The organism is Cesiribacter sp. SM1 (assembly GCF_020178975.1).
GTDB lineage: Bacteria > Bacteroidota > Bacteroidia > Cytophagales > Cyclobacteriaceae > Cesiribacter.
In genome coordinates this window covers 125646-147573 of sequence record NZ_JAHXBU010000091.1, presented here as the reverse complement: position 1 = coordinate 147573, position 21928 = coordinate 125646, and the positions used below count along the sequence as shown (strand labels likewise).

Genomic DNA, 21928 nt, shown 5'->3' with positions numbered 1-21928 from the left:
TTAAAAAAGGTTTATGACGAGCGTATACGAATAACAGGCACTAACCCCTTAGCCTGGCAAGTTTATCGCGGTTTATGATGGTTATTTTTCCTCCGCTGATATCGATAAGCTTTTCATCCTTCAGGTCTGCCAGTGTGCGGATTACAGTTTCTGAAGAGGCTCCTACAATGTTTGCCAGGTCTTCGCGAGAGATCGTTAGTTTTGAGCCCTGCTTTTCCTCCTTGTTGTACTGGTTCTCCACAAACAGCAGCGCTTCTGCCACCCGCTTCCGCACGGAGTTGTAGGCCAGTTTTAGGAGACGTTCTTCTTTTTCTACCAGGTTATCCGACAGGATCTTGATGAATTTATTAGCAACGTCGCGGTTGTTGTGGATGAGGGTAAAGAAGTCTTCCCTGGGTACAATGGTTACTTCCGACTCCTCCAGGGCAACGGCAGATTCGCGGTAGCGCTGCTCTTCCAGCAAATCAATGTACCCAATAAAATCTCCTGCCTTGTAAAGGTTAGTAATATACTCACGCCCTTCTTCGTTCGATTTGGAGGTTTTAACCCTGCCCTTGTTCAGAAAGTAAAGCGCATTGGGATAGCTGCCTTCGGAGAACAGGTATTGCTTTTTCTTCAGTACAATGGTTTTCTGGTCTTTTGAGATAAGGTTATCGAGGTTTTCCAGCCCCCTGGCCTCCTGTAAAAAGTTGTTAAAGCCTTCTGCGCTTTTGTTAAAGTCAGATTTCAGGATCTCGTTTTTTTTCAGGCGCATTTCAATGGCATCGAGCAGCTCCAGGTCGTCAAAGGGTTTGATGAGATAATCGTCGGCACCCAGGTTCATGCCCTTTCTGAAGTCTTCCTTCTCTGACTTAGCCGTCAGGAATATAAAAGGAATGCCGGCGGTATCGGGGTTCTTGCTTAGCAGGTGCAGCACACCGTAACCATCCAGCTGGGGCATCATTATATCACAGATAATGAGATCAGGTTTCTGGGATTTAGCCATTTCAACCCCAACCTTACCATTTTCTGCCTGGGCAACCTCGTAATTCGCCAGGGATAGAATTTCTGCTATGTTCTCCCGGATCTCCAGGTTATCTTCTATCAAAAGTATTTTTTTCATGACTGTGCGTTTTCTGGGATAGAAACTGAAAAAGTAGTTCCCTCATCCAGCTTACTTTCGTATTGTAAGCTGCCATTCATAATATCGACATATTTTTTTACAATGTTCAATCCAAGGCCGGTGCCCTGAATATTTGTAACGTTCTGTGCCCTGAAGAAAGGGGTGAACAGGTGGGCCTGATCGGCCTCTGGTATGCCTATTCCCTCATCCCTGATTACGATGCTGGTGGTGCTGCCAGTTATTTCAGTATTGAAATGGATAGCCTTGCCCTCGCCGGAATACTTGCTGGCATTGGAAAGCAGGTTGATCATGATGTTTTTGATCAGCTGCTTATCCAGGTGAACGGTGCTGCTGTCGCCGGCATGGCTGTAGTGTATTTTCTGCCCCTTTTTTAAGAAGCCCTGCAGCTCATCGGTTACCTCGGTGGCCAGGTTCTGCAGGTTAAAGGTGGCGGGCACATTGTAAATTTTGCCTTCTTCTATGCGGCTGATGGACAGGAAGTCGTTCAGGATATTGGTAAGGTTGTTTACCGCAGATTTGATTCGGTCAACGTGCTTCTGCCTTTTTTCATCATCTTCGGTAGTAGTATACTTGCTGATGAGCGACACGGAAGAGAGTACCGTGCTTAAAGGTGTGCGGAATTCATGCGAGGCTATGGTTACAAACCTTGATTTTAGCTCGTGCAGCTCCTTTTCTTTTTTCAGGGCCTTGCGCACTTCCTGCTCTGCTTCGTAAAGGCTGCGGTTGGTGTGCTCCAGCTTACGGATGGCCTCTGCCAGCTCCTGGGTGCGCAGCTCTACCCTTTGCTCCAGTTCTGTATTAAGCTTCTGGATTTCGGCAAGGCTCTTGGCATGCTCAATGCTGTAGCGGATAGAGCGCTCCAGCTCAAAGGGGTTAATGGTGCCTTTTACCAGGTAATCCAGGGCACCAATACGCATGGCTTTTTCGTCAGTTTCCCGGTCGCTCTGGCCGGTGAGTAAAATAAAGGGTGCCGTGCTGCCTTCCTCTATGGCCTGGGTAATCAGTTCCAGGCCGTCGTGGGCACCTAAGCGGTAATCTACCAGGTAAACATCGTGCTGCTGCTGCCTGATGAGCGACAGTGCTTCATTGAAAGAGCTTGTCCAGTCGAGCAGGTAATTTCTGCCCGGAATATCGTTGATGATCTCCCGGGTGATGATGAAATCGTCCTCATCATCATCAATTAGCAATACTCTAATTTTTTCTGCCATTGATCAGGTACTTTCCGGCTTATAAGTTTGGTGGTAATTCTACAATCTGGAACCAGTATTTACTAACAGTTTTCATCACATCTACCAGTGCGGCAAATGTTACAGGCTTGGTAATAAAGGAGCTAACGCCCAGGTCGTAAGTACGGATAATGTCTTCTTCTGCTTTAGAAGTGGTAAGCACCACAATAGGAATCAGGCGCAGGTGCTCATCGGATTTTATTTCCTTTAGCGCCTCCCGGCCATCTTTCTTGGGCATGTTCAGGTCCAGCAGTATAAGGCCCGGGGTTGGGTGCTGTTCTTTGTTGGTGAACTTACCTTTATTGTGGAGGTAGTCCATAAGCTCTTCGCCATTCTCTACAAACTGAATCGTGTTTTTAAGCCTGCTTTCCTCCAGGGCCTCCTGTATCAGCATACGGTCCTCGGCGTCGTCGTCGGCTATGAGTATAATGATGGGTCTCTTATTTGGCATCTAAGTATAATTAAAGTCGGGTTTAGGACTCCTGCGGTTGTTTTGTTGCCAGGGTAACTACAAAACGTGACCCCACGCCGGGCTTGCTGTGGGCAGTAATATCGCCCCCGTGGCGTATGGCAATTTTACGGCAGATGGCCAGCCCAACCCCGGAGCCTTCGTATTTCTGGCCCTCCAGCCGCTGAAATATGTTAAAGATCCGGTCAAGGTACTTTTCGTCAAAGCCTATGCCGTTGTCTTCCACATATATTTCTGTTACTTCATCGCCGGGTGTGGCCGTTAAATGTGCTACGCGCTGCAGGTTCTTTGCATATATGTTGATGATCGGATTTTCGCCCTCTTTCCTGAATTTGATGGCATTGCTCACCAGGTTCTGGAACAGCTGCCGCATCTGTGTTGGCTCTGCCTCAATTTCGGGCAGGGGAGTACGGATTATTTCTGCACCGGTCTGCTCAATGGATACCTCCAGGTCGGAGAGTACCTCTGTAAGTACATGATCCAGGTTTACTTTCACAAAGGGTTTGGCCTTAGAGGTTACGCGGGAGAAGGAAAGCAGATCGTTAATAAGCGTTTGCATGCGCGAGGCAGCATTCAGCATCCTGTCTACATAATCTTTTCCCTGATCGCTAAGGTTGTCGTACTCTTTGCTCAGGAGCCTGTCGCCGAAAGCCTGTATTTTACGCAGCGGCTCCTGCAGGTCGTGCGAGGAAACATAGGCAAAGTCCTGCAACTCGCGGTTACTACGCTCCAGCTCTGCAGCATAGCGCCTTAACCTTTCTTCGCTTAATTTTTGGCGGGTAATATCGTGTATAAAGCCAGTGTACACCTTCCGGTCCTGCAGCAACACCTCACTCACGCTTAGGTACAGGGGAAAGGTAGAACCATCCCGGCGCAGGCCGGTAACCTCACGGCCTATGCCAATGATGCGTTTTTCGCCTGTTTCGTGGTAGTGCCGCATATAGCCGTCGTGCCTGCTTTTATCGGGCTCCGGCATCAGTACATTAATGCTTTTACCCAGCAGTTCTGCCGGGGCATAACCAAACTGCCTTGCTGCTGCTGGATTCACCATTTCAATGATGCCCCGCTTATCGATGGTGATGATGCCATCTACAGCTGCTTCTATGATAGAGTTGATCTTATTCTCGCTCTCCAGCAGGGCTGCTTCGGCCTTCTTAAGGTTGCTGATGTCGTGAACAATACCCGTAAAAATAAGCTTATCCTGCAGCTGTACCTCACTGATGCTAAGCAGAAATGGGAATACAGAGCCATCTTTTCTTTTGCCCAGCACCTCACGGCCTTTGCCTATGATTTTTGCCTCCCCGGTGCGCAAATAGTTTTCGATGTACCCATCGTGCTGGCTGCGGTCGGGTTCCGGCATCAGGATTTTAATATTCTGGCCAATGATCTCCTCCGGCTGATAGCCAAAGATGCGTGCAGCAGCAGGGTTAACGGTTTCAATAATGCCCTGGTGATCTATGGTGATAATGCCATCGATGGCAGTATCGATAATAGCCTTTAGCCTTGATCTGGTTTCCAGATTCTGCTCAGGGGTGTATTTATTTTCTTCCAAGGGTATTTGTTTAGGATCAACGCTTAAAGATACTTAAGTGATTAGACAATGTACAACTGACAGTTTAAAAGCTTGGTTATATCTTCAAATCAAAGATATTAAAGCCTGATAGTCTATGATATATATCATTTTTTCAGGTGCGGCACATCATCTTATCAGAAGACTTGCCTCTGTAATTTTACAACTCCAGCATAAGATATTATTGTATTCAGCATTGATAAACAGCGCTTCTTGATTGGTGTTTGCTGGCGTGCAGGTAGAAGCGCAGGAAATCCTTCAGATAATGAAAAATATACTGGTGCCCACAGATTTTTCCCACAACGCACAGGTTTCTGCTTACTATGCGGCAGCTTTTGCCCGTCTTACCGGCGCCCGGCTCATCATTTTTCATGCCTTCTATCCACTGGCCATTCCCATGGGGCAGGGAACTGGTACCCCTGAAAAGATTGATTCCCTGCTTCCGAGCGATGATCCGCAGGCTGCGGCACAGGAACAGCTGGATCTGCTGGCCTACGAGCTGCACACAGCCTTTGGTGTGTCTGTTACCCGCCTGCTAAAGCCGGGCTTTGCTGCAGATGAAATACCTGTATTTGCCCGGAGGCTTCGGGCAGACCTGGTGGTAATGGGTATCCAGGGCTCAAATTTACAGCTCAGCGGTACCATGGGAAAGGTGGCCGGTGTAATGCTGCTGTCAGAATCAGTTCCTGTGGTGTGTGTGCCGGCAGAGGCAGGGCTAAGCACACAGCCATCTATTCAGCAGTTTTTGAAAGACAGATGTCCGCTCTGCAACAATAGTGGCCAGCAGATCCTGCAGGCCCTGGCCTCCCAATCAGGTCTGGACCTGCAGCCTGTGGGGGGGGGAGTAATAGCATTAAACAGGGATCATTAAAAGCTATCTCATAAATACCTCAAGGTTTTCGATAATCTTCAGAAGAGAACCTCTTTCCGCAGCTATATAAGGTTTCGCACGCAAACAAGATTGAATGATATTTCAAAAATAGTGTAGTCACCCCCATCCCATCCCCTTGTAGGTGAGCCTGCTCATTAGGGTTGAAATATGTTTGCTGCTTTATGCTCCCAGCAACTCAAAGCATTGGTTGGCAATTTCGAGCTCTTCGTTGGTTGGGATCACCAGGATCTTTACAGGAGCACCTTCTTTACTGATTTCCCGTAGTTCCTTAGATCGTACTTTGTTCTTTTCGCTATCCAGCTCAATGCCCAGGAAGTTAAGCTGGCTGCACACACGCTCACGTACCATCGCATCATTTTCACCTACACCCGCCGTAAATATAATGGCATCCAGTCCATTTAGTACAGCTGCATAGGCGCCGATATATTTTTTGATACGGTACGCATATAGCTCATAGGCCACATCTGCGCTGGAATTACCCTCGTTTATGGCTTTGGTAATGTCACGCATATCGCTGTAGCCGGTGAGGCCTTTCATACCACTTTGCCTGTTCAGCAGTGTGCTTACCTCTTCTGCACTGTAGCCTTCCTGGTTTATCAGGTGAAAGATCACGGAAGGATCAATATCACCTGAGCGGGTACCCATTACCAGGCCGCTGAGTGGTCCGAAGCCCATGCTGGTGTCAACAGATTTGCCGCCGTTTACAGCTGCCATGCTACAGCCGTTGCCCAGGTGTATGGTGATGAGCTTTGCCTGTGGGTTGTTCAGGTAATCTGCAGCCTTTGCCGCTACATATTTGTGGCTGGTGCCATGGAAGCCATAGGCCCTGATGCCCTGTTTGCTGTATAGTTCGTTAGGAATGGCGTAGCGGTAGGCCTGTGGGGGCATGCTCTGGTGAAAGGCCGTATCAAATACTGCTACCTGTTTTGCCTTAGAGAAAATACGCTCTGCTACCTCTATGCCCAGGTAATTGGAAGGGTTGTGCAGGGGTGCAAGGGCAAAAAGCTGCTTTATTTTGTCTTTAACCTCCTGTGTGATGGTGGTAGTGGCAGCAAAGGTTTCGCCGCCATGCACCACCCGGTGCCCTACTGCTTCTATTTCTGCAGGATCTTTGATTACGCCCAGTTCGGGGTGGGTGAGCAGGTTACCCACTTCCTGCAGGCCTGCCTCGTGGTCCGGCAGGTCGAGTGTGCGTTCAATAACCCTTTCCTCCTCCCCATTGATTATTTTATGTGTAATCACTGAGTTGCCAAGGCCAATGCGCTCTACAAGGCCGCTGCAAACCGGCTTTTGAGAAGGCATTCTGAAGAGCTGGTATTTGATAGAGCTGCTGCCGGAGTTAACTACGAATATGTTCATACTATAGGTATTGGGTATCTGGTATTGTGTATTGGGTATTGGAAGTTATATGAGGCAACTATTGGCCTACTCAATACTTACTACCCAATACTCAATACTATTCCTGACTTTGAATGGCGGTGATGATAACTGTATTGAAAATATCTTCTACCGTACAGCCGCGGCTAAGGTCATTAACAGGTTTGTTCAGGCCCTGCAGCATTGGTCCTATGGCCAGTGCGCCGGTTTCGCGCTGAACGGCTTTGTAGGTGTTGTTGCCTGTGTTGAGGTCGGGGAAGATAAGCACGCTTGCCTGGCCGGCCACTTCTGAATTGGGTAGTTTCTGCCGGCCCACCTGATGGTCTACGGCTGCATCGTACTGAATGGGGCCTTCTACCTTCAGGTCGGGGCGTTTCTGTTTTACTATTTCAGTTGCCCGGCGCACCTTTTCCACATCGGCACCCTCGCCTGAGGAGCCCGAGGAGTAGGAGAGCATGGCTACCTTAGGCTCTATGCCAAAGCGGCTGCTGCTGTCGGCAGAGGAGATGGCAATTTCGGCCAGCTGTTCTGCGGTAGGGTTGGGGTTTACGGCACAATCGCCAAAAACCGATACCCGGTCGGGCAGGCACATAAAGAAAACCGATGATACCACGGAAAAGCCCGGCTTGGTTTTCACAAACTGCAGGGCAGGCCTGATGGTATGCTGGGTGGTGTGTACCGCTCCGGATACCATACCATCGGCATGGCCCTTGTACACCATCATGGTACCGAAGTAAGATACATCCGTCATCAGGTCGCGGGCCATTTCAAGGGCTACATTCTTGTCTTTCCTGAGCTCGTAAAGGGTGTTTACGTACGCTTCGTAATGCTCCGACTGCTGCGGGTTTACAATATGAATACGCTCCGGATCCAGGTTCAGGCCCATTTGCTTAATGGCTGGAATGATCTTTTCCGGATCGCCCAGCAGGGTAAGGTCAACAATATCCTGTGCTATGAGGCGTGCAGCTGCTCTTAAGATCCGCTCATCACTGCCTTCCGGCAGTACAATATGCTTCTTTTTGCTCTTTGCCCACTTCACCAGCTGGTACTGGAACATATGAGGGGTCATGCCCTCGGGTTTGTAGGTAACAATGCTTTGTTCCAGGGCAGGCACATCCACATACTTTTTAAAGGTAGAGATGGCCAGTTGTATCTTTTTAGTATTATCGGGTGTGATCCTGGATTTAATGTTGCCAATCTGGGTGGCAGTCTGGAAGGAGCCCGATTTAACAGACAGGATCGGAACCACAGACTGCAGGCCTTCAATAAGCCTGATCACCGGTTCGTCGGGAACAAAGCCGCCGGTAAGCACGATGCCCGATATTTTTGGGTAGTTAACAGAAAGGCTTGCCTGCAGGGCACTGATGAGGATATCGCTCCGGTCGCCGGGTGTGATGATCAGTACATTTTGCTTGATGTGGTTCAGGAAGTTAGGTACCTGCATGGCGCCCATAATAAAATGATCGGCCTGGTTAGCAAGCTGCTGTTCACCAAACATAAGCCTGGCGCCGAGAATCTGCTGCACTTCCTTAATGGTAGGGCTTTTTAGGGCGGGGCGGTCGGGAATTACCGCAAGGCTGACCTGTTCTCGCAGCTGGGGCAGCAGTTCATTGCGTACCTCATCTACCTGATCGGGATGAACCTTGTTGGCTACCACTGTTAATACCTGTATATCGCGCGACTGGAAGTTGCGCATAATGGTAAGAATGTTGGTGGTGATTTGTGTAGTGGTTTTGTTTTCTCCTGAAACCACAATGATCACCGGGGCAGCCAGGTTTTTGGCTATCGATACGTTAGCATCAAATTCAAATACAGTTCCCTCTCCCAGGAAGTCGCTGCCCTCAACCACGGTAAAATCGTAGTATTCCTCCAGTTGCTTAAACTTATTAAGAATGGTATCTATGATTTCGCCCTGGTTGCCTGCTTCTATCAGGCGCAGTGCCTGCGGACGGGTGTAAGCGTAGGTATCTTCATAGGCTACCTGCAGGCCAAAGTGACTAACGATCGTTTCTATATGCACATCTTTGGCAACAGCAGGATCGTGGTTGATGATTGGTTTAAAATAGCCTATTTTCTGTGCTTTGCTCAGCAACATATCTACCAGGCCCAGCGCAATAATGGACTTGCCGCTATAGGGTTCTGCAGTGGCTATGAAAATGGCTTTGGTCATACAATTCTACATGGTTTAGTGTCCGCAAAGTCCGCCATTAAAAAGCAGAAAAAATATGACTTAAATCTGTTTTTCAGACGACAAAGATCAATGGAAATCACTTGAGTAAAGCTGTTTGTGCTAAATTTATATCTGTTCCTCAAGCCATTCCTTTATGGTATGACTAACTCAAAAGCGGGAGGGGTGTTTTATTCATCAGCAGTAATAGCAGCTACATCAAAGGCCCGGCCAATACTTCCATCTTTAAAGCTGCATGATTATGTTGCTCTTAAACTAAAGTAGATATGACAGGCGGCGTAGGTTTTTCCAGGCAGGGGCATGATTCCTTCAGGCATAACAGGAAGTTAAGCCACATCAGGCCATCTATGAAGGATAATCCTTATACAAATGTAAAGGATGTAGATGCAGGCAGAGATGCTTCTGTAAGTAAAGAAGCTGCGCAATGGAGAGACTCAATGAGGCAGAAACAAAAGAAGTTAAGAATACTGATATTTGGTTTGCTTTTGCCAGCAATACTTCTGCTTGCCACACTGGCTGCAGGCATATGATGGGGTGAGTTTCTACAGGAATCCAGTGATTTAGAAATAGTTTTGTTTATTTTTAAATATCTGTAATATAGGGTTTTATGTGTTGTTTGAGATTTACACCGTTTGCATTTTTTTGCGCCTCCTGCCAGCCTGCCCGATCATTTACTTTTGAACAAAATCTGATGTAACATATTATTTTCTATCTCGAATACGTTGGTAGTTATCAATTAATGAGAACAGCCGATGTGTCATATAGAAATAAGTAATCAATTAGCAAGGGCTATCATTTGCCTGAACAGCAGCGGGTCTTTGAAAGACAGGCTGGTATTTGCAGCCTTAACGCTTAACGATATAAATACCAGGGTTTTTCCTTCCAGTAGCCTTACCTCCAGGTACGATCTTTTATTAAAGGAGCTTGGATTGAAGGGTGAATTCTTCAGTGAAGAGGAGGTTGAGGGCACCGTATCCAGCCTGACTGAACAGCAGCAACAAGCCATATGTGCAGCCATTATATCCATGCACATGGAAGTTAACAGGGGAGAGGTTTTCGAATAACCGATTAACTGATCATTAGCCTGAAAAGCACCAAATACCGACCTCTACGAATCCTGTGATAAATCAATCCCCTCCAGACAGGGGTAACTGCAAGAATACAGCGCATCCTTGAAAACAAGTTTAAAGAAAGGAGAGAAGCCCAGCTTTAGCCTTTTAATAATAAAATCATAAAAATTCTGAAAAGCAGGAATAGGCCTTATTCTCTGCCGGAAGAAGCTTTGCCCAGTAAAAAAGTCTTTTCTTTAATGAGCTGTTGTTGCTGGGAGGCAAGTTTATAGTAACGGGCCATGTGCTTGTTCAGCAGCACACGTACGCTTAATGTTTCCAGCTCCTGATCGGTTACAGTGCCCTCTGCCGATTTCTCAAAATACTTTTCCATTTCCAGCACATTTTCCTCCAGAATCAGCAAAAGCTCAGTCTGGAGTTTACGCAACTCTTCCTGTTGTTCGCGGGCCTGTTGCCGGAGTTTATTTAGCTCTTCCAGCCTGATATTCACTGGAGATGCGATAGGATCTTTGTCTTTTATCATCTGCACACTTATTCTCCTCCTCAACGCGCTATTGTCTTTAGTTGTTCAGTGTTTTGGGCTAAATAATATTACTGAATTTGCCGGTAAACTTATGATTATAAATGCATAGTTGGTGCTGCCAGCAGGCTGCTGAAAAAAAAATATTTTGTGCTTCAGGAGGGTTTTGGAAGCGTCTCCGGTAACTACAGCTAAATGTCTGAAATATTCAAATGGGTGAGAGGGAATGGCCTGGGCCCCAAGTTAACATTTGGCGGGATGTTTATGGTCCTTAAGTGTATGCCTAAAGTGGGCAATATTTCTTTTGCCGGTAAGGCAGGGGGAGTAGGTACAGCAGGGCTTTGCTACCAAATGCACTTAACCAGCGATTGCTAGCAAAGCCCTGCTGCCTTTGAAATATTTCCTGTATGCTTAAAAAGGTTGCTTGTACAGGATAGACTTGGAGCACATTTCCAGGGCACATTCCTGCAGCAGGAGCTGACTTGTAGATTTTTCTGCTACCACACCAAAGGTAACATCCAGAATCCTGGGAATGCCCAATGCCAGGCCCAGCTGCTCTGCAACGGCAAAGGCACTCATGGAGTTGAGGTTGGAAACATAAAGCTGCTGCAGGTCCTGCCAGGGCCCCTTGGCGCCACCAGCAAGTGCAATTACATCTGCCCATACCTCCCGGCTCTTACCTAAAAAATCACCCAGCGTGGTTCTTATCGCAGAAGGTTTCCGGCCAATAATCCGGAATAGATCCTCTGCCTTGCTTTCGTGTTCTATGGCTTCGGCAAGCATGGTGCTGAGGTAATCCTTTATATGGGGCTCTTCTATTTTTGGTACTGTATCTTCCAGTAGTTGCCGGAAGGAAGCCTGCGTGAACTGAACATTCTTAAACCAGGCCTCGGCCCGGCTATAATGTTCCTCACGGCATTCCAGGTCCAGTTCAATGAGTATGGGTTGTTTTGATAAGTTATTTTCCATGACTACTACGCATTTTTGCTGATTTTCCATAAAACACCTGTATGAGCAAAGGCAAACATACCCCCTTTGGTAAGGCGGGCGTGGCCAAAATCCAGTACATACAAACTCCTGCCGTCGGGGCTGAATTTGCAGGAAACAGGCCGCTCTATGCCGCCGGTCCCCCAGGCAGAGGCAGGGCCCATTTTTTTATTATGCATAAAAGGGACCCCTGTTCCATTTTTTACATCTACCCTGATTACCCTGAAGCCATGATCAAGATCTTCGGGACGGGGAGAATTAAGTGGCGCCATGGTACCCCATTCGGCTACAAACAATTCGCCCCTGTGCCCAAAAAAGTCTGATTTGGAAAAATCCATCCTGCACATGCAGGAGTGAGGCTGCTCAAGAAATGCTGCGGGACCTGCCCAGGGTGGCGGATCCTGCAGGAACAGCTCGGCGGCTTTGCCTTTGGCAGGCAGGTGGCTGGGGTGGTTTACCGGCAGGCCATCGCCGCAGATATCGGGAAAGCCATACCAGTCGGGTGTTTTTACGGTTCCATATGGTTGCCTGGCGTTTTTAATGTGCCAGATTCTGTCCGGATCGTTGGCAATGGCACGCTCGCCTTTTTCTTCAAAGTCATTGTCTGATACATACAACTCGCCTTCTTCGTTGATAGCCATGCCAAAAGGGTTGCGGATGCCCCAGGCAAGCAGCTCTATATCTGTGCCATCGGGTTTGGAGCGCCACACAGCAGAGTTGCAAAAAAGCGCTCCTTTGATTACTTCTCCTTTTTGTGCAGGAGTTCCAAAAGGTTTAAAAGGCCCGGTTTCGGTCAGGAAGGGGTAGGGCATGCGCGGGTCGCGGCTCCAGACGTTGTTGCCGGTAAGGGTAACATCCTGCCCCGGCACATCATGTGCCAGGGGGTGCTTGGCCATGTCAACGGTAAAGCCTGCAGGCAATATAACACCCTGCTGAGATACAGATCCGTTACCAAAATACATAAGTCCATCAGGGCCAAAGAGCGGCCCGCCCGGTTCGTGCCAACCGCCACTTGGCAGCTTGTCTATTAGTATTTTAAGTTCACCTGTCTCAAGGTTGTACCTGGCCACCTGCATATGATAACCTCCCTTGATGCACATGTACAGCATGCCATCGCGCCAGGTTATACCGCGTGGGCCTGCCTGTATATTCATGGTAATGGCTTCTGTTTCGCCATTAGGCTTTACTATTACTACCCTGGCAGGCATATAGGGGCGGGTAGGCCATGAGCTGCCGCCTTCACTCACAAATATTGTCCCGTCATCGGCAAAGGCAATATCGGTGGGAAAGGAAAAACCAGCCATTACCGCTTCAACAGTATAGCCATCGGGTACCACTACATCACTGGCATCTACCTGCGGTCTTGCTGGTACCGATAAATTCCGGAGTGCATCAGCAGTTGTTCTGCTTGTTTTAATTGGCCCTTTTCCAATTGAAAAACCTCTGTTGGAGGGGGAGACTTCTTGCTTGTTTGCCATAGTTAAAAAAAGGTTCAGCTTTAAGTGGAGCGCTATGATGGTTAATGTCAGGGGCGACAGAAGTTTGTTACTGGTTGGTGTGCTGCTTGTGCAGTCTGGCTGTACCGAAACCGGCTTTTCAAATGGAATATTTGACGCACAGCTGCCGTATGCTGAAAGTTTAACTCAATTTACCTTCTATGGTTCGGCAGCTGCCTGTGATTTGTGTGATTATAAACTGCTTTAAAAATAAAATACTTCCGGACTCTTCTAAGGAGTTGGGTAAATGCAAAACAGCCCGGGAGATGCTTCCCGGGCTGCTTCAAATACGTGTGCGTTGATCTAAAAGTCAGGTTCAATACCTCGCTGCAGCTGCAGCATGCCGCTGCTCTCTGTAAGGCATCTGTTTAGCTTACAGACAAATGGTGGTAATATTTGAGTACCCCTACCGCTATGGTAACGATCAGGAAGATTGCAGCCAGAAGGCCTAACAGTAGTTTATTGCTGGTTTTCATTTGTCGTGTCCGTTTTGGTTATACTTACTATAATAGGTTTGCAGATCGGAAAAGGTAATGCCCAGCATTTCCATATTGCGGAACAGGGCGGGCAGGTCTTCTTCCAGGAACTGCTCTTTTTTTAGTGCCCGGGTTTTTTCGTAGCCATCGTCTGCTACAAAGTAGCCCAGGCCCCGTTTGTTGAAGATGATCCCCTTATCCTGCAGGTAGTTAAAAGTACGCATGGTGGTGTTGGGGTTAACCTCAAACTCTACGGCGGTATCACGTATGGAGGGTATCTTTTCTCCTACTGTCCATTTTCGCTGAAGAATGTTCTCCACGAACTGGTCGGCTATCTGCAGGTAGATGGCCTGATTTTCCTTAAACTCCATCATAGCTGTCTCTCCTTTAAGGTGAAATATGTGGTTAACAGCATATAGGGGCCCAGCACAGCGTACCATAAAATTTTCATAAAAAGGCCTAAGTTGGGGAGCACTGTATCATTGATTGTAACAGTATCCGGATTGATATTAATATTGCTTGCGCCACCAAAGAATAGCAGGATGAGCAACAGTGCATATAACCCTATTACCATTGGCAGCACTACCAGCACCAGCACCGTTTTCAGGAAATTATTTTTTCTGAAATAGCAGGCTCCCCAGAGGAATATGGTCTGAATTACCATGTAATTGGCAATAGTGCTCCAGTATTCATCAGTGAAGTATTCTAAAGCCATCTCGGGCATGCCTGCAACCAGTGTGCTGATCAGGTAAATAAGAAAAGTTGCGGCTGTATATGCCAGGATAAAGATTGGCGACGACAGCAGCCAGGAAGCTATCAGTTTCTCCAGGGTGGAAACCGGCAGCGTAAGAAAAGCATAGCTGCGGTTAGGGGTATGTAGCTCCTGGAAAATCTGGCTGGTAAAGATCAGGCCGATCAGTGTCAGGAATCCATAGTAAAGACCAGCTGGAAGCTGGTACAGCCCCGTGGATTTAAAGTAACCAATGAATACTGATATTATGAAAAGCAGGCCGAAAATAGCGGCAGCGGCAACCGACCAGCTCTGCCTGAACAACGACAGCTGGCGTAATATAAAATTATACTGCCTTGGGGTGCTATATAAATTAGAGTACATAATCTGATGGGTTAGTTAAGTGAGCTTCTACTGCCTGCTGGTTTTTTACTACTCCGTTGAAAAGTATCTCAAGGTCTACCCTTGATTCCATTCCGGAGGTATTTTTGGTGATACCGGCTTTTCTGCCTGCTGCATCTTCGCTGTAGAGGATATCCTCCGGCATTGCTTTTCTGAGGTCCTGCTCAAAGCGCAGTTTTTCTGAAATTTCTCCTATGCCGTGGTTGAAGATAATGCGGCCGTTTTCCAGTACCAGCACTACATCAATCAGGTTCTCCAGGTCGCGTACCTGGTGGGTGGAGATCACGATGATCTTTTCTTCGTCCAGGGAGGAGGCCATGATTTTTCTGAACTGGCTTTTGGATGGAATGTCCAGGCCGTTGGTAGGTTCATCCAGGATCAGCAGGCGGGCATTGGTAGAGAGGCCAAAGGCAATCAGAAATTTTTTCTTCTGCCCGTACGACATGCTGGAGAGCTTTTCATTGCGGTCCAGCTCAAACTCCTGCAGGTAAAAGTCCAGCTGCTCGCGGCTAAACCTGCTGTAAAAAACAGCATTGTACTTCACAAATGTGTCAATGCTCTGTGCGGGCAGCTCAAACTCTTCTGGCACCACAAAAACATTGTCCAGCATCTGCGGCTCCCGCTTGCTTACATCGTGCCCAAACACCCTGGCCTGGCCTTCTTGTGGATATAACAAGCCAGACATATGCTTGAGCAGGGTGGTTTTGCCTGCACCATTTTTACCCAGCAGTCCGTAGATGTAGCCACTTGTAAGGCTAAGGTTAAGCTCCCTGAATAAGGGCTTATTCTTTTTATACCGGAAGTTGATATTTTGCAGCTCAACCATAAGTTCGAAATTAAGGTGTGTTACTATGTTAGTACGCTATAAATGTAATACAAAATCAAAGTATCTTCAAGCCCCCGAGGGGTATAAAAGGTGGTGGTTTTAGTTGCCACCAGCCCTGTTCAGTTCTTCGAGGTTGCTGTTTCTGTTTTTGCTTTCAAACTTTTCGCCTTTGCTGAAGCGGTAGCGCAGGTTAAGCTTTAAGCCGCGGGTGCCCCTGTACTGGTCAAAGTTGTTGCGGTTTGCGCCAATGTCTGCGCTGCCGGTCTCTATTAGTGATTTGAAAATATCGGATACGTTCAGGCTTACATCCAGCTTATCGGCCATAAAGGAGCGTTTAACACCTGCATTCACCCACCAGGCACCATCGATCTGGTAGAGGCCGTGTGCCAGCGGACCACGGTAAATGCCGCTTAGCTCTGCAGTAATGCCCAGGGGTAGTTTAATGGTGTTGTTTACCTGTGTCATAAAAAAGAGCGCTTCGTTAACCTGCTGCAGATCGTTAAAAGAAGTTTCGAAGCTCTGGTAAGCCAGCATTACGTTGTTGAAGATGCTCCATTTGGGCGTTACCTCTACCGGAGCCACCAGGGTTGCCCTGAAGTTCTGGAAGCGATCTATGTTCTGCTGTCCGAATACGGTAGTTTTTGTACTGTTATTCTGCATGGGTACTTCGGTAAAGAAGTCTTTTGAGACAGAATAGCCAAGCACCAGGTTGTAAGTCTGTTTAAAGGTTTGTGTTACCTCAAATGAGTTAGTATACTCCGGGCGCAGGTTAGGATTGCCTTGTGCAATGGTGTAAGGATCGAGGTATACCAGGAACGGGTTCAGTGATTCGTAGCGTGGCCTGCTGATGCGGCGGCTATAGTTGTAGCTGATCTGGTAATTGTCGCTTACTTTTTGCTGTACAAACACGCTTGGAAACAGGTTCAGGTAGTTTCTTTTGATTGTTTCGCCCAGGGTTACAGATTCGCCTTCGGAATAGGTCTGTTCTGCCCGCAGGCCTGCCTGCACACTCCACTTATCGCCCAGCTTGGTGCTGAAGTTGCCATAGGCAGCCAGTATGTTTTCGCGGTAGATGAAGTGGTTGCTCATGCTGTCAATGGGCTGTTTAGTATTATCCTCGAGAGAAAAGAAGCTTAGCTCGTTATCAGATACCACATGGCTTGCTTTTACACCGGCCTCTATCTTGCTCTTGCCGAAGATAGCTTTGGAGAAATCTACCCTGGCCGCATATATGTTGTAGGAAGATGGGTTGGTGTTGCCCAGCACCTGTTTTTCTGCAGGAGCATCAGAGGCATAGGTAAAGCTGTTTATAAAGTCAGATGTAGTCATGCTGGAGAGGCGTACATAGTCCACATCGGCGGTTAAACGGGTGCCCAGGGTATCCAGCTTGCCAACATAGTGCAGGTTAACAGTAGTACTTTTTGATTTTTCATCTACCGGGGCCGCAGATACTGTCCTCATGTTCTGGCTAGCATCTGTACGGATCAGCTCCATGTCTGAGGTAAGGCCCTGGTAGGTATCGTGCTGCGATAGGCTGGCAGAGGCACCCACGCTGTGGTTTGCATTAAAGTCGTAGTCGGTGTTCAGTTTGATGGAAGGCGTATAGTCAGTTCTGTCTTCGTAGGTTTTCTGGTCAAACTTTGCATAGTCACCGGGCTGGTTAAATTCACGCACCATATTCAGTGTGCGGAAGGTGTTACGATCGGCCATATCCAAGCTGATGGAGGAGTTCCAGCGTTCGTTTTTGTAGTTGATTTTGGCACCACCGTTGTAGCCATGCAGATTGTTGTACTGGTAACCGGCATATACACTGCCATTCATGCCGCGGATGGTGTTTTTCTTCAGGTTGATGTTAAGCACACCGGCAGTACCCTCGGCATCGTGCTTAGCAGATGGGTTGGAGATAATCTCGATGTCTTTGATGTTTTCGGCTGACATGCCCTGTAACAGGTTTTGCAGTTCTTTCGATGAAAGGTAAGTGGGGCGGCCATCAATCATTATTTTTACGCCTCCCTTGCCATTAAGCTGTATGTTGCCATCCTGGTCTACCCATACGCCCGGCGATTTTGCAAGAACATCCATGGCAGTGCTGCCGGCGGCCAGCGCCGTACCTTCCACACTAACAATCATCTTATCGGCTTCGGTAATTACCTTTGGGCGCAGCGCTTCTACGGAAACGGCCTGTAGCATTTCCACATCTTCCAGCAGGCTTAAGCTGCCAAAATCTTTAGAAAAAGCAGGGCCTGATACAGTAAAGGCTGGAGTGGTTTTGCCTTTGTACCCAACAGCACTAAGCTTAAGGAAATACCTGCCTTCTGCCGGAGACTTGATCATGAATTTTCCATCCATATCTGCCACTGCACCGGTTACCAGTGCAGAGTCTGTTATTTGCATAACAGCAACGCTGGCAAAAGGAAGAGCCTCACCTTTATCATCAGTGATGTTGCCGCTAAGGCCGCCATCTTGTGCAAATGCTGCCTGGGCTAAAAGAGCCATAATGGCCATTGCTACGTACCTGAAAAAATGTGCCATGATCTTTTTGTTAGTAGTTGGAATAAGTTTTATCTGTTTTGATCCTAAGCCAGTGCCGTTTCTGTGAATTTTCCAGTCTGGAATTTTCGCTGCTCTGCCTCTATGTTAGTGTACTATGTAACTAGTACACTACAAACCTATGAAAGGTTTTCTGATTTCCCAAGGTTTACTGAAATAAAATTTGCAGAAACGCAGCAGTGCTGTTCTCTCTTTATATAGTATGAAATGCCGGAAAAAAGCTCTAGGGGCTTAGGTACCAGTGATCAAAACAGCCTGAATGGAATGCCTTGCCACTACGGGAGGGTGTATGGCAGGTGTACTAGCTGGAGTAGTAGGGTTTTAGCATTAGCACAGCGGGTATAGGGTGCAGGAGGGGTTTACGGGGTGCTTAAAAAAATATTTAAAACTTTTTCAGATCCCAGGCAACGCTTTTTAGAGATGCCTGGTCTGCCTGGTAAATCTCACTTATTATCTAAAATCATGAAAACTGTAAATCTATTTTTAGTAGCAGTGCTTAGCTTTTCAGTAATTTTTACCTCCTGCGAGAAAGAAGAAGTAGAGCCGGTAAGAACAGAGACTCCCGAACCCGGTACAACAGACGACGAAGACAATGCTAACAACGGAGGTGGTACTACAACCCCACCTAATAATGGCGGCGGTACTCCCGGCAATGGCGGCAGCGTACCCCCCTGGGTTAATTCGCCTGCGGCAGATGCCAGGCTTACCAGCGTTGGAATGACAGCATGGGGTTACGATGCACAGAAACGCTTAAACTTTTATGACTCCTATAACGCCAATGATGATTACAGGGTGATCTACGAGGGCAATCAGGCTGTTAGGATGGAATTTGCAACTGGTCATTACCTGGTGTATGAATGGGAAGGCGGTAAAGTTACAGCTGCCAGAACCTACGCACAGGATGGTTTGGAGATCAATTGGTTTCGCTTTGAATACAGTGGCGATAAATTGGTGAAGAAAATAAAATCAAGCTGGTACCCCAACTACATCAGGGGTTGGTTAACAGTTTCTGAATATAACTATGATGAAAAAGGGAACCTGTCTCAGGCAACGATCCGCCATGCCCAAAGCGATAAATTTGAAGACCTGGGGCAGCCATCCATCATCACATGGGGAGATTATGATGATAAGATCAATCCCAGGCCTGCTGCAGAAAGTGATCTTTACCTGCCTGGTGTAACAATGTTTGTGAATAATCCGGGTTTCAGAAATGCTGGTTCCAAAGAACTGTTCTCCTACACTTACCACGAGTCCGGACTTCCTTATCAGCGCTTTGATAAAGTTGAAGGCTATGAGCATGTGCCTGCAATCACCAATACTTACGAGTATCAGTAAAGCAGGGTGCAGGCTCGGCTAGCTTAAAAAAAATCTCAAAATATTTCTTAAGTCAGGCAACGCTTTTGGAACAGGCCTGGTCTGACGGGTAAATGAACAAAGCACAAAGTTTAAAACCCAAAGATCAAAGTTTGAATGGCGCAGCCACTATTGCCCCGTCTGTTTATGCCAGTAATAGATCACTAACATAAAAGCACATCAGCACAAAAAGCTGGCCTGTAAAATGGCAGGCACACTGGCTGCACAACAATAATAAAACTTATTTCATGCCCTGCTTATCTGCTCACTAGTACCAATAGGGGCAGATTTTAAAGAGCAACCTATTACCAGCTTCAGCAAAATACCATTTGCTGTACTGCTACACTTTTGTCCTTAAAATTCAATAAGAACCATTAACGAATAAGAAAATGAAAAAGCTCATCAACCTGCTGCTGCCATTCCTCTTCCTGATGATAGGAATTGCAGCCTGCGAAGAAGACGAAACAATTCCTGCGCCTGTAAACAAACTGAAAGCCGTTGCTGGTGCCGACCAGACAGTTGCAGTGAACACGCTGGTAACACTAAACGGGTCTGCATCGCTCGATGGTAACGGGAAAACCTTTGACTACTACTGGATTCTCAAAAGCAGGCCTGCCGGCAGTACTGCCAGCTTGAATGAGGCTGCTACTGCTGCCCCCAGGTTTACGCCTGATGTTGCAGGTACTTATGTGGTGGAGCTTAAAATCAGCAATAAAATCTGGTTTAATACAGATGAAGTAAGCATTACCGCCACAGCAACTGGTACAGACGGAGGTACGGCTGACCCTGAAGCCATCATGCTGAGCGAAGCTGTTAGCCACGATGTGGTGCTGGAGAACATCTTTGAGGATCCGGCAGTAGCAGATTACATTGTAGTCGGCGATATCACAGTAAGTGCAAAGCTAGTGCTGGAGCCCGGAGTGGTGGTAGCCTTTGAGCAGGACAAAAGCCTGAAAGTAGTGGACGGTGGTGCTCTAGTTGCCAGAGGAACCGCAGATAATAAGATAATATTCATGGGAAAAACCCGGGCCAGCGGATTCTGGAAAGGTATCCTGATTTCCAGCAGCAGTACCTATAACGAGCTGGAGCATGTGCTGTTAACACATGCCGGAAGCAGCCCCTTTTCAGAAATGCCCGGCATAGATGTTAAAGCAGGGGTAGCACTTTTAGGTACTGCGGCACCCGGTGCGGCTCTAAAAGTAAGTAATTCTGAATTTGTGGATAATGGGGGCTACGGCATGTTTGTGCAGGGTGTGTCGGAGCTCAAAGCTTTCAACAATAACAGTTTTTACACCAATGCTTCTGCGGCTATGTATGTACCGGCCCGTCAGCTGCACAAGCTCGATGCTGAATCTAACTTTACCGGCTACAACGGCTACGATGGTGTAGTAACTGGCGGTACCTTGCAGCTAAGCGGGGAGGTGACCTGGCCCGATTTTAACGACGGTTCTACTTACCTGGTTAGCAGCGATATCAGTGTTGAATCAGGGCTGAAAATCGCTGAAGGTGCTGCGTTCAAATTCATGGAAGGCATAATGATGCAGGTAGTGGAAAACGGTTATTTAACAGCCGTAGGTACGGCCAGTAACAAAACTATTTTTACCACCAGCTCAGATAATCCTTACCGCTACTGGGGAGGCATCCTGTTCAATACAGCCAGTAGCGCAAACAGGCTGGAGTATGCAGAGGTATCTTATGCCGGGGGTAAAGCCCTGCCCGGTTTTGATGACCTGAAGTCAAACGTAGCGGTAGGTACAGCAGGAAAGCTCTACATGCAAAACACCAGCATGTGGGCTGGCCAGGGATTAGGCTTGCTGGCCTTTACAGACAAGGGCGCGCAGCTAAATGCAGATGTGGCCAGCACAAACAGCTTTCATGGCTTTGAGCAGAACCCGCTTAGGTTAAAGCTAAACCAGACTACTACAGATCCTGAAGTGCCTTCAATAGAGGTGCTGGCCGGAGAGTGGGTGGATGGCCGCAGCATGGCAGCCAAGGCTTATAGCATCGATGAGAAGTTCTATGACAGGGCAGCCGGCCAATGGTTCCGTGGCGCAGGCGACCCGTGGAGCATGAACCCCAAAACCGGCTTTGGTATCAAGATAGCGGCTGATGGCAGCTACACCTGGATAATTGCAGAAAGCCACCCCATGACTGGCTGCGGCACCTCTTATTCTGCAGAATATCTTTTAGGGAAAGTGAGTATCAGGCAAAGCTATGGTGTAAGAGAACTACACTTCAGGGAAAGCTACTGGAGGGACTTTTTCTACAATGCCTGCGATACAAGCCAGAATGTTGACTGGGAAGTTACTCCTGGAGAGTTGGCCCTGAAATATCAGATAAGCCGCATGAACTATGCTGGTGTTGATTGCTGGGTGCTGAAAATAATCAACCCGGATAATACTTTCTTTGAGTACTATAAGCCAGTCTGAGTTCTACATCAATCCGAATCATTTCAACACCTTTCTTAAGATAAAACTGTGTGCCATTGGTATGCAGTTTTTTTTCTTTTTACCCGGTGAGTAATATCTGTATCTGGTGTAGCTGCCAGTTGCCGGGACAGAAAATATAATGGATTTCAGACAGTAAGTGTTGAAATGGGACTAAAACAGGTGCAAATAAAATGCAGAATATTATAATTTTGTGCATTGAAATATGAGCTTTGTTTTGTAGCTT

At 47.5% G+C, this 21928-nt stretch carries 18 protein-coding genes; 5 read left to right on the top strand and 13 right to left on the bottom strand.

All coding sequences use genetic code 11. The annotated features are described in order from the left end of the window. Positions 1-40: 40 nt before the first annotated feature. Genes KWJ01_RS18580 through KWJ01_RS18565 form a run of 4 tightly spaced genes read right to left on the bottom strand, consistent with a single transcriptional unit; the run spans position 41 to position 4370 of the window. The gene (locus KWJ01_RS18580) at positions 41-1102 is read right to left on the bottom strand and encodes a response regulator (protein WP_224998494.1); all 1062 of its coding nucleotides are present in this window, start codon (positions 1100-1102) and stop codon (positions 41-43) included. Continuing rightward, on the bottom strand, positions 1099-2331 hold the full coding sequence (locus tag KWJ01_RS18575) for a hybrid sensor histidine kinase/response regulator (RefSeq protein WP_224998493.1): 1233 nt from the start codon (positions 2329-2331) through the stop codon (positions 1099-1101). Before KWJ01_RS18575 ends, KWJ01_RS18580 begins: the two co-directional genes overlap by 4 nt. A gap of 19 nt (positions 2332-2350) precedes the next feature. Next, the gene (locus KWJ01_RS18570; protein WP_224998492.1) at positions 2351-2800 is read right to left on the bottom strand and encodes a response regulator; all 450 of its coding nucleotides are present in this window, start codon (positions 2798-2800) and stop codon (positions 2351-2353) included. Between the two features lie 22 nt (positions 2801-2822). Next, positions 2823-4370, bottom strand: coding sequence for a PAS domain S-box protein (locus KWJ01_RS18565; RefSeq protein WP_224998491.1), 1548 nt, complete (start codon positions 4368-4370; stop codon positions 2823-2825). Positions 4371-4653: 283 nt separating this feature from the next. On the opposite strand from KWJ01_RS18565, the gene KWJ01_RS18560 reads away from it, so the two are divergent. Beyond that, positions 4654-5259 carry a universal stress protein gene (locus KWJ01_RS18560; RefSeq protein WP_224998490.1) on the top strand — a complete coding sequence of 202 codons (606 nt, stop codon included), beginning with the start codon at positions 4654-4656 and terminating at the stop codon, positions 5257-5259. A gap of 180 nt (positions 5260-5439) precedes the next feature. Here KWJ01_RS18560 and KWJ01_RS18555 read toward each other — a convergent pair whose 3' ends face one another. Both KWJ01_RS18555 and pta read right to left on the bottom strand, forming a co-directional pair. Next, on the bottom strand, positions 5440-6639 hold the full coding sequence (locus KWJ01_RS18555) for an acetate/propionate family kinase (protein ID WP_224998489.1): 1200 nt from the start codon (positions 6637-6639) through the stop codon (positions 5440-5442). A gap of 97 nt (positions 6640-6736) precedes the next feature. After that, positions 6737-8827 (bottom strand): phosphate acetyltransferase, encoded by a 2091-nt coding sequence (pta, locus tag KWJ01_RS18550; protein ID WP_224998488.1) that lies wholly within the window; start codon positions 8825-8827, stop codon positions 6737-6739. 284 nt (positions 8828-9111) lie between these two features. Between pta and KWJ01_RS18545 the strand changes: the two genes are divergently transcribed. Together KWJ01_RS18545 and KWJ01_RS18540 are read left to right on the top strand one after the other, a co-directional pair. After that, complete coding sequence (locus tag KWJ01_RS18545; RefSeq protein WP_224998487.1) at positions 9112-9375, top strand: hypothetical protein; 264 nt, start codon at positions 9112-9114, stop codon at positions 9373-9375. A 222-nt stretch (positions 9376-9597) separates the two neighbouring features. Further along, complete coding sequence (locus KWJ01_RS18540; protein ID WP_224998486.1) at positions 9598-9909, top strand: hypothetical protein; 312 nt, start codon at positions 9598-9600, stop codon at positions 9907-9909. A gap of 196 nt (positions 9910-10105) precedes the next feature. Here the strand turns inward: KWJ01_RS18540 and KWJ01_RS18535 are convergent, their stop codons facing one another. The 7 genes from KWJ01_RS18535 to KWJ01_RS18505 all read right to left on the bottom strand — a co-directional run bounded on the left by KWJ01_RS18535 (position 10106) and on the right by KWJ01_RS18505 (position 17884). Continuing rightward, positions 10106-10438 (bottom strand): hypothetical protein, encoded by a 333-nt coding sequence (locus tag KWJ01_RS18535; protein WP_224998485.1) that lies wholly within the window; start codon positions 10436-10438, stop codon positions 10106-10108. A 408-nt stretch (positions 10439-10846) separates the two neighbouring features. Then, positions 10847-11404 (bottom strand): hypothetical protein, encoded by a 558-nt coding sequence (locus KWJ01_RS18530; RefSeq protein WP_224998484.1) that lies wholly within the window; start codon positions 11402-11404, stop codon positions 10847-10849. A gap of 5 nt (positions 11405-11409) precedes the next feature. Further along, positions 11410-12900: a sorbosone dehydrogenase family protein gene (locus KWJ01_RS18525; protein WP_224998483.1), complete on the bottom strand. Its 1491-nt coding sequence runs from the start codon at positions 12898-12900 to the stop codon at positions 11410-11412. A gap of 490 nt (positions 12901-13390) precedes the next feature. Beyond that, positions 13391-13768, bottom strand: coding sequence for a GntR family transcriptional regulator (locus KWJ01_RS18520; protein WP_224998481.1), 378 nt, complete (start codon positions 13766-13768; stop codon positions 13391-13393). Beyond that, positions 13765-14508, bottom strand: coding sequence for a hypothetical protein (locus tag KWJ01_RS18515; protein WP_224998479.1), 744 nt, complete (start codon positions 14506-14508; stop codon positions 13765-13767). The genes KWJ01_RS18520 and KWJ01_RS18515 overlap by 4 nt, the downstream gene beginning before the upstream one ends. Then, positions 14498-15352 (bottom strand): ATP-binding cassette domain-containing protein, encoded by an 855-nt coding sequence (locus KWJ01_RS18510; RefSeq protein WP_224998477.1) that lies wholly within the window; start codon positions 15350-15352, stop codon positions 14498-14500. The genes KWJ01_RS18515 and KWJ01_RS18510 overlap by 11 nt, the downstream gene beginning before the upstream one ends. Before the next feature lie 99 nt (positions 15353-15451). Next, the gene (locus tag KWJ01_RS18505) at positions 15452-17884 is read right to left on the bottom strand and encodes a TonB-dependent receptor domain-containing protein (RefSeq protein WP_224998475.1); all 2433 of its coding nucleotides are present in this window, start codon (positions 17882-17884) and stop codon (positions 15452-15454) included. 480 nt (positions 17885-18364) lie between these two features. On the opposite strand from KWJ01_RS18505, the gene KWJ01_RS18500 reads away from it, so the two are divergent. Together KWJ01_RS18500 and KWJ01_RS18495 are read left to right on the top strand one after the other, a co-directional pair. Further along, positions 18365-19237 (top strand): hypothetical protein, encoded by an 873-nt coding sequence (locus KWJ01_RS18500; protein ID WP_224998474.1) that lies wholly within the window; start codon positions 18365-18367, stop codon positions 19235-19237. 407 nt (positions 19238-19644) lie between these two features. Next, a complete protein-coding gene (locus KWJ01_RS18495) occupies positions 19645-21684 on the top strand; it encodes a hypothetical protein (protein ID WP_224998472.1) in 2040 nt (679 codons plus the stop codon). Positions 21685-21928 lie beyond the last annotated feature (244 nt).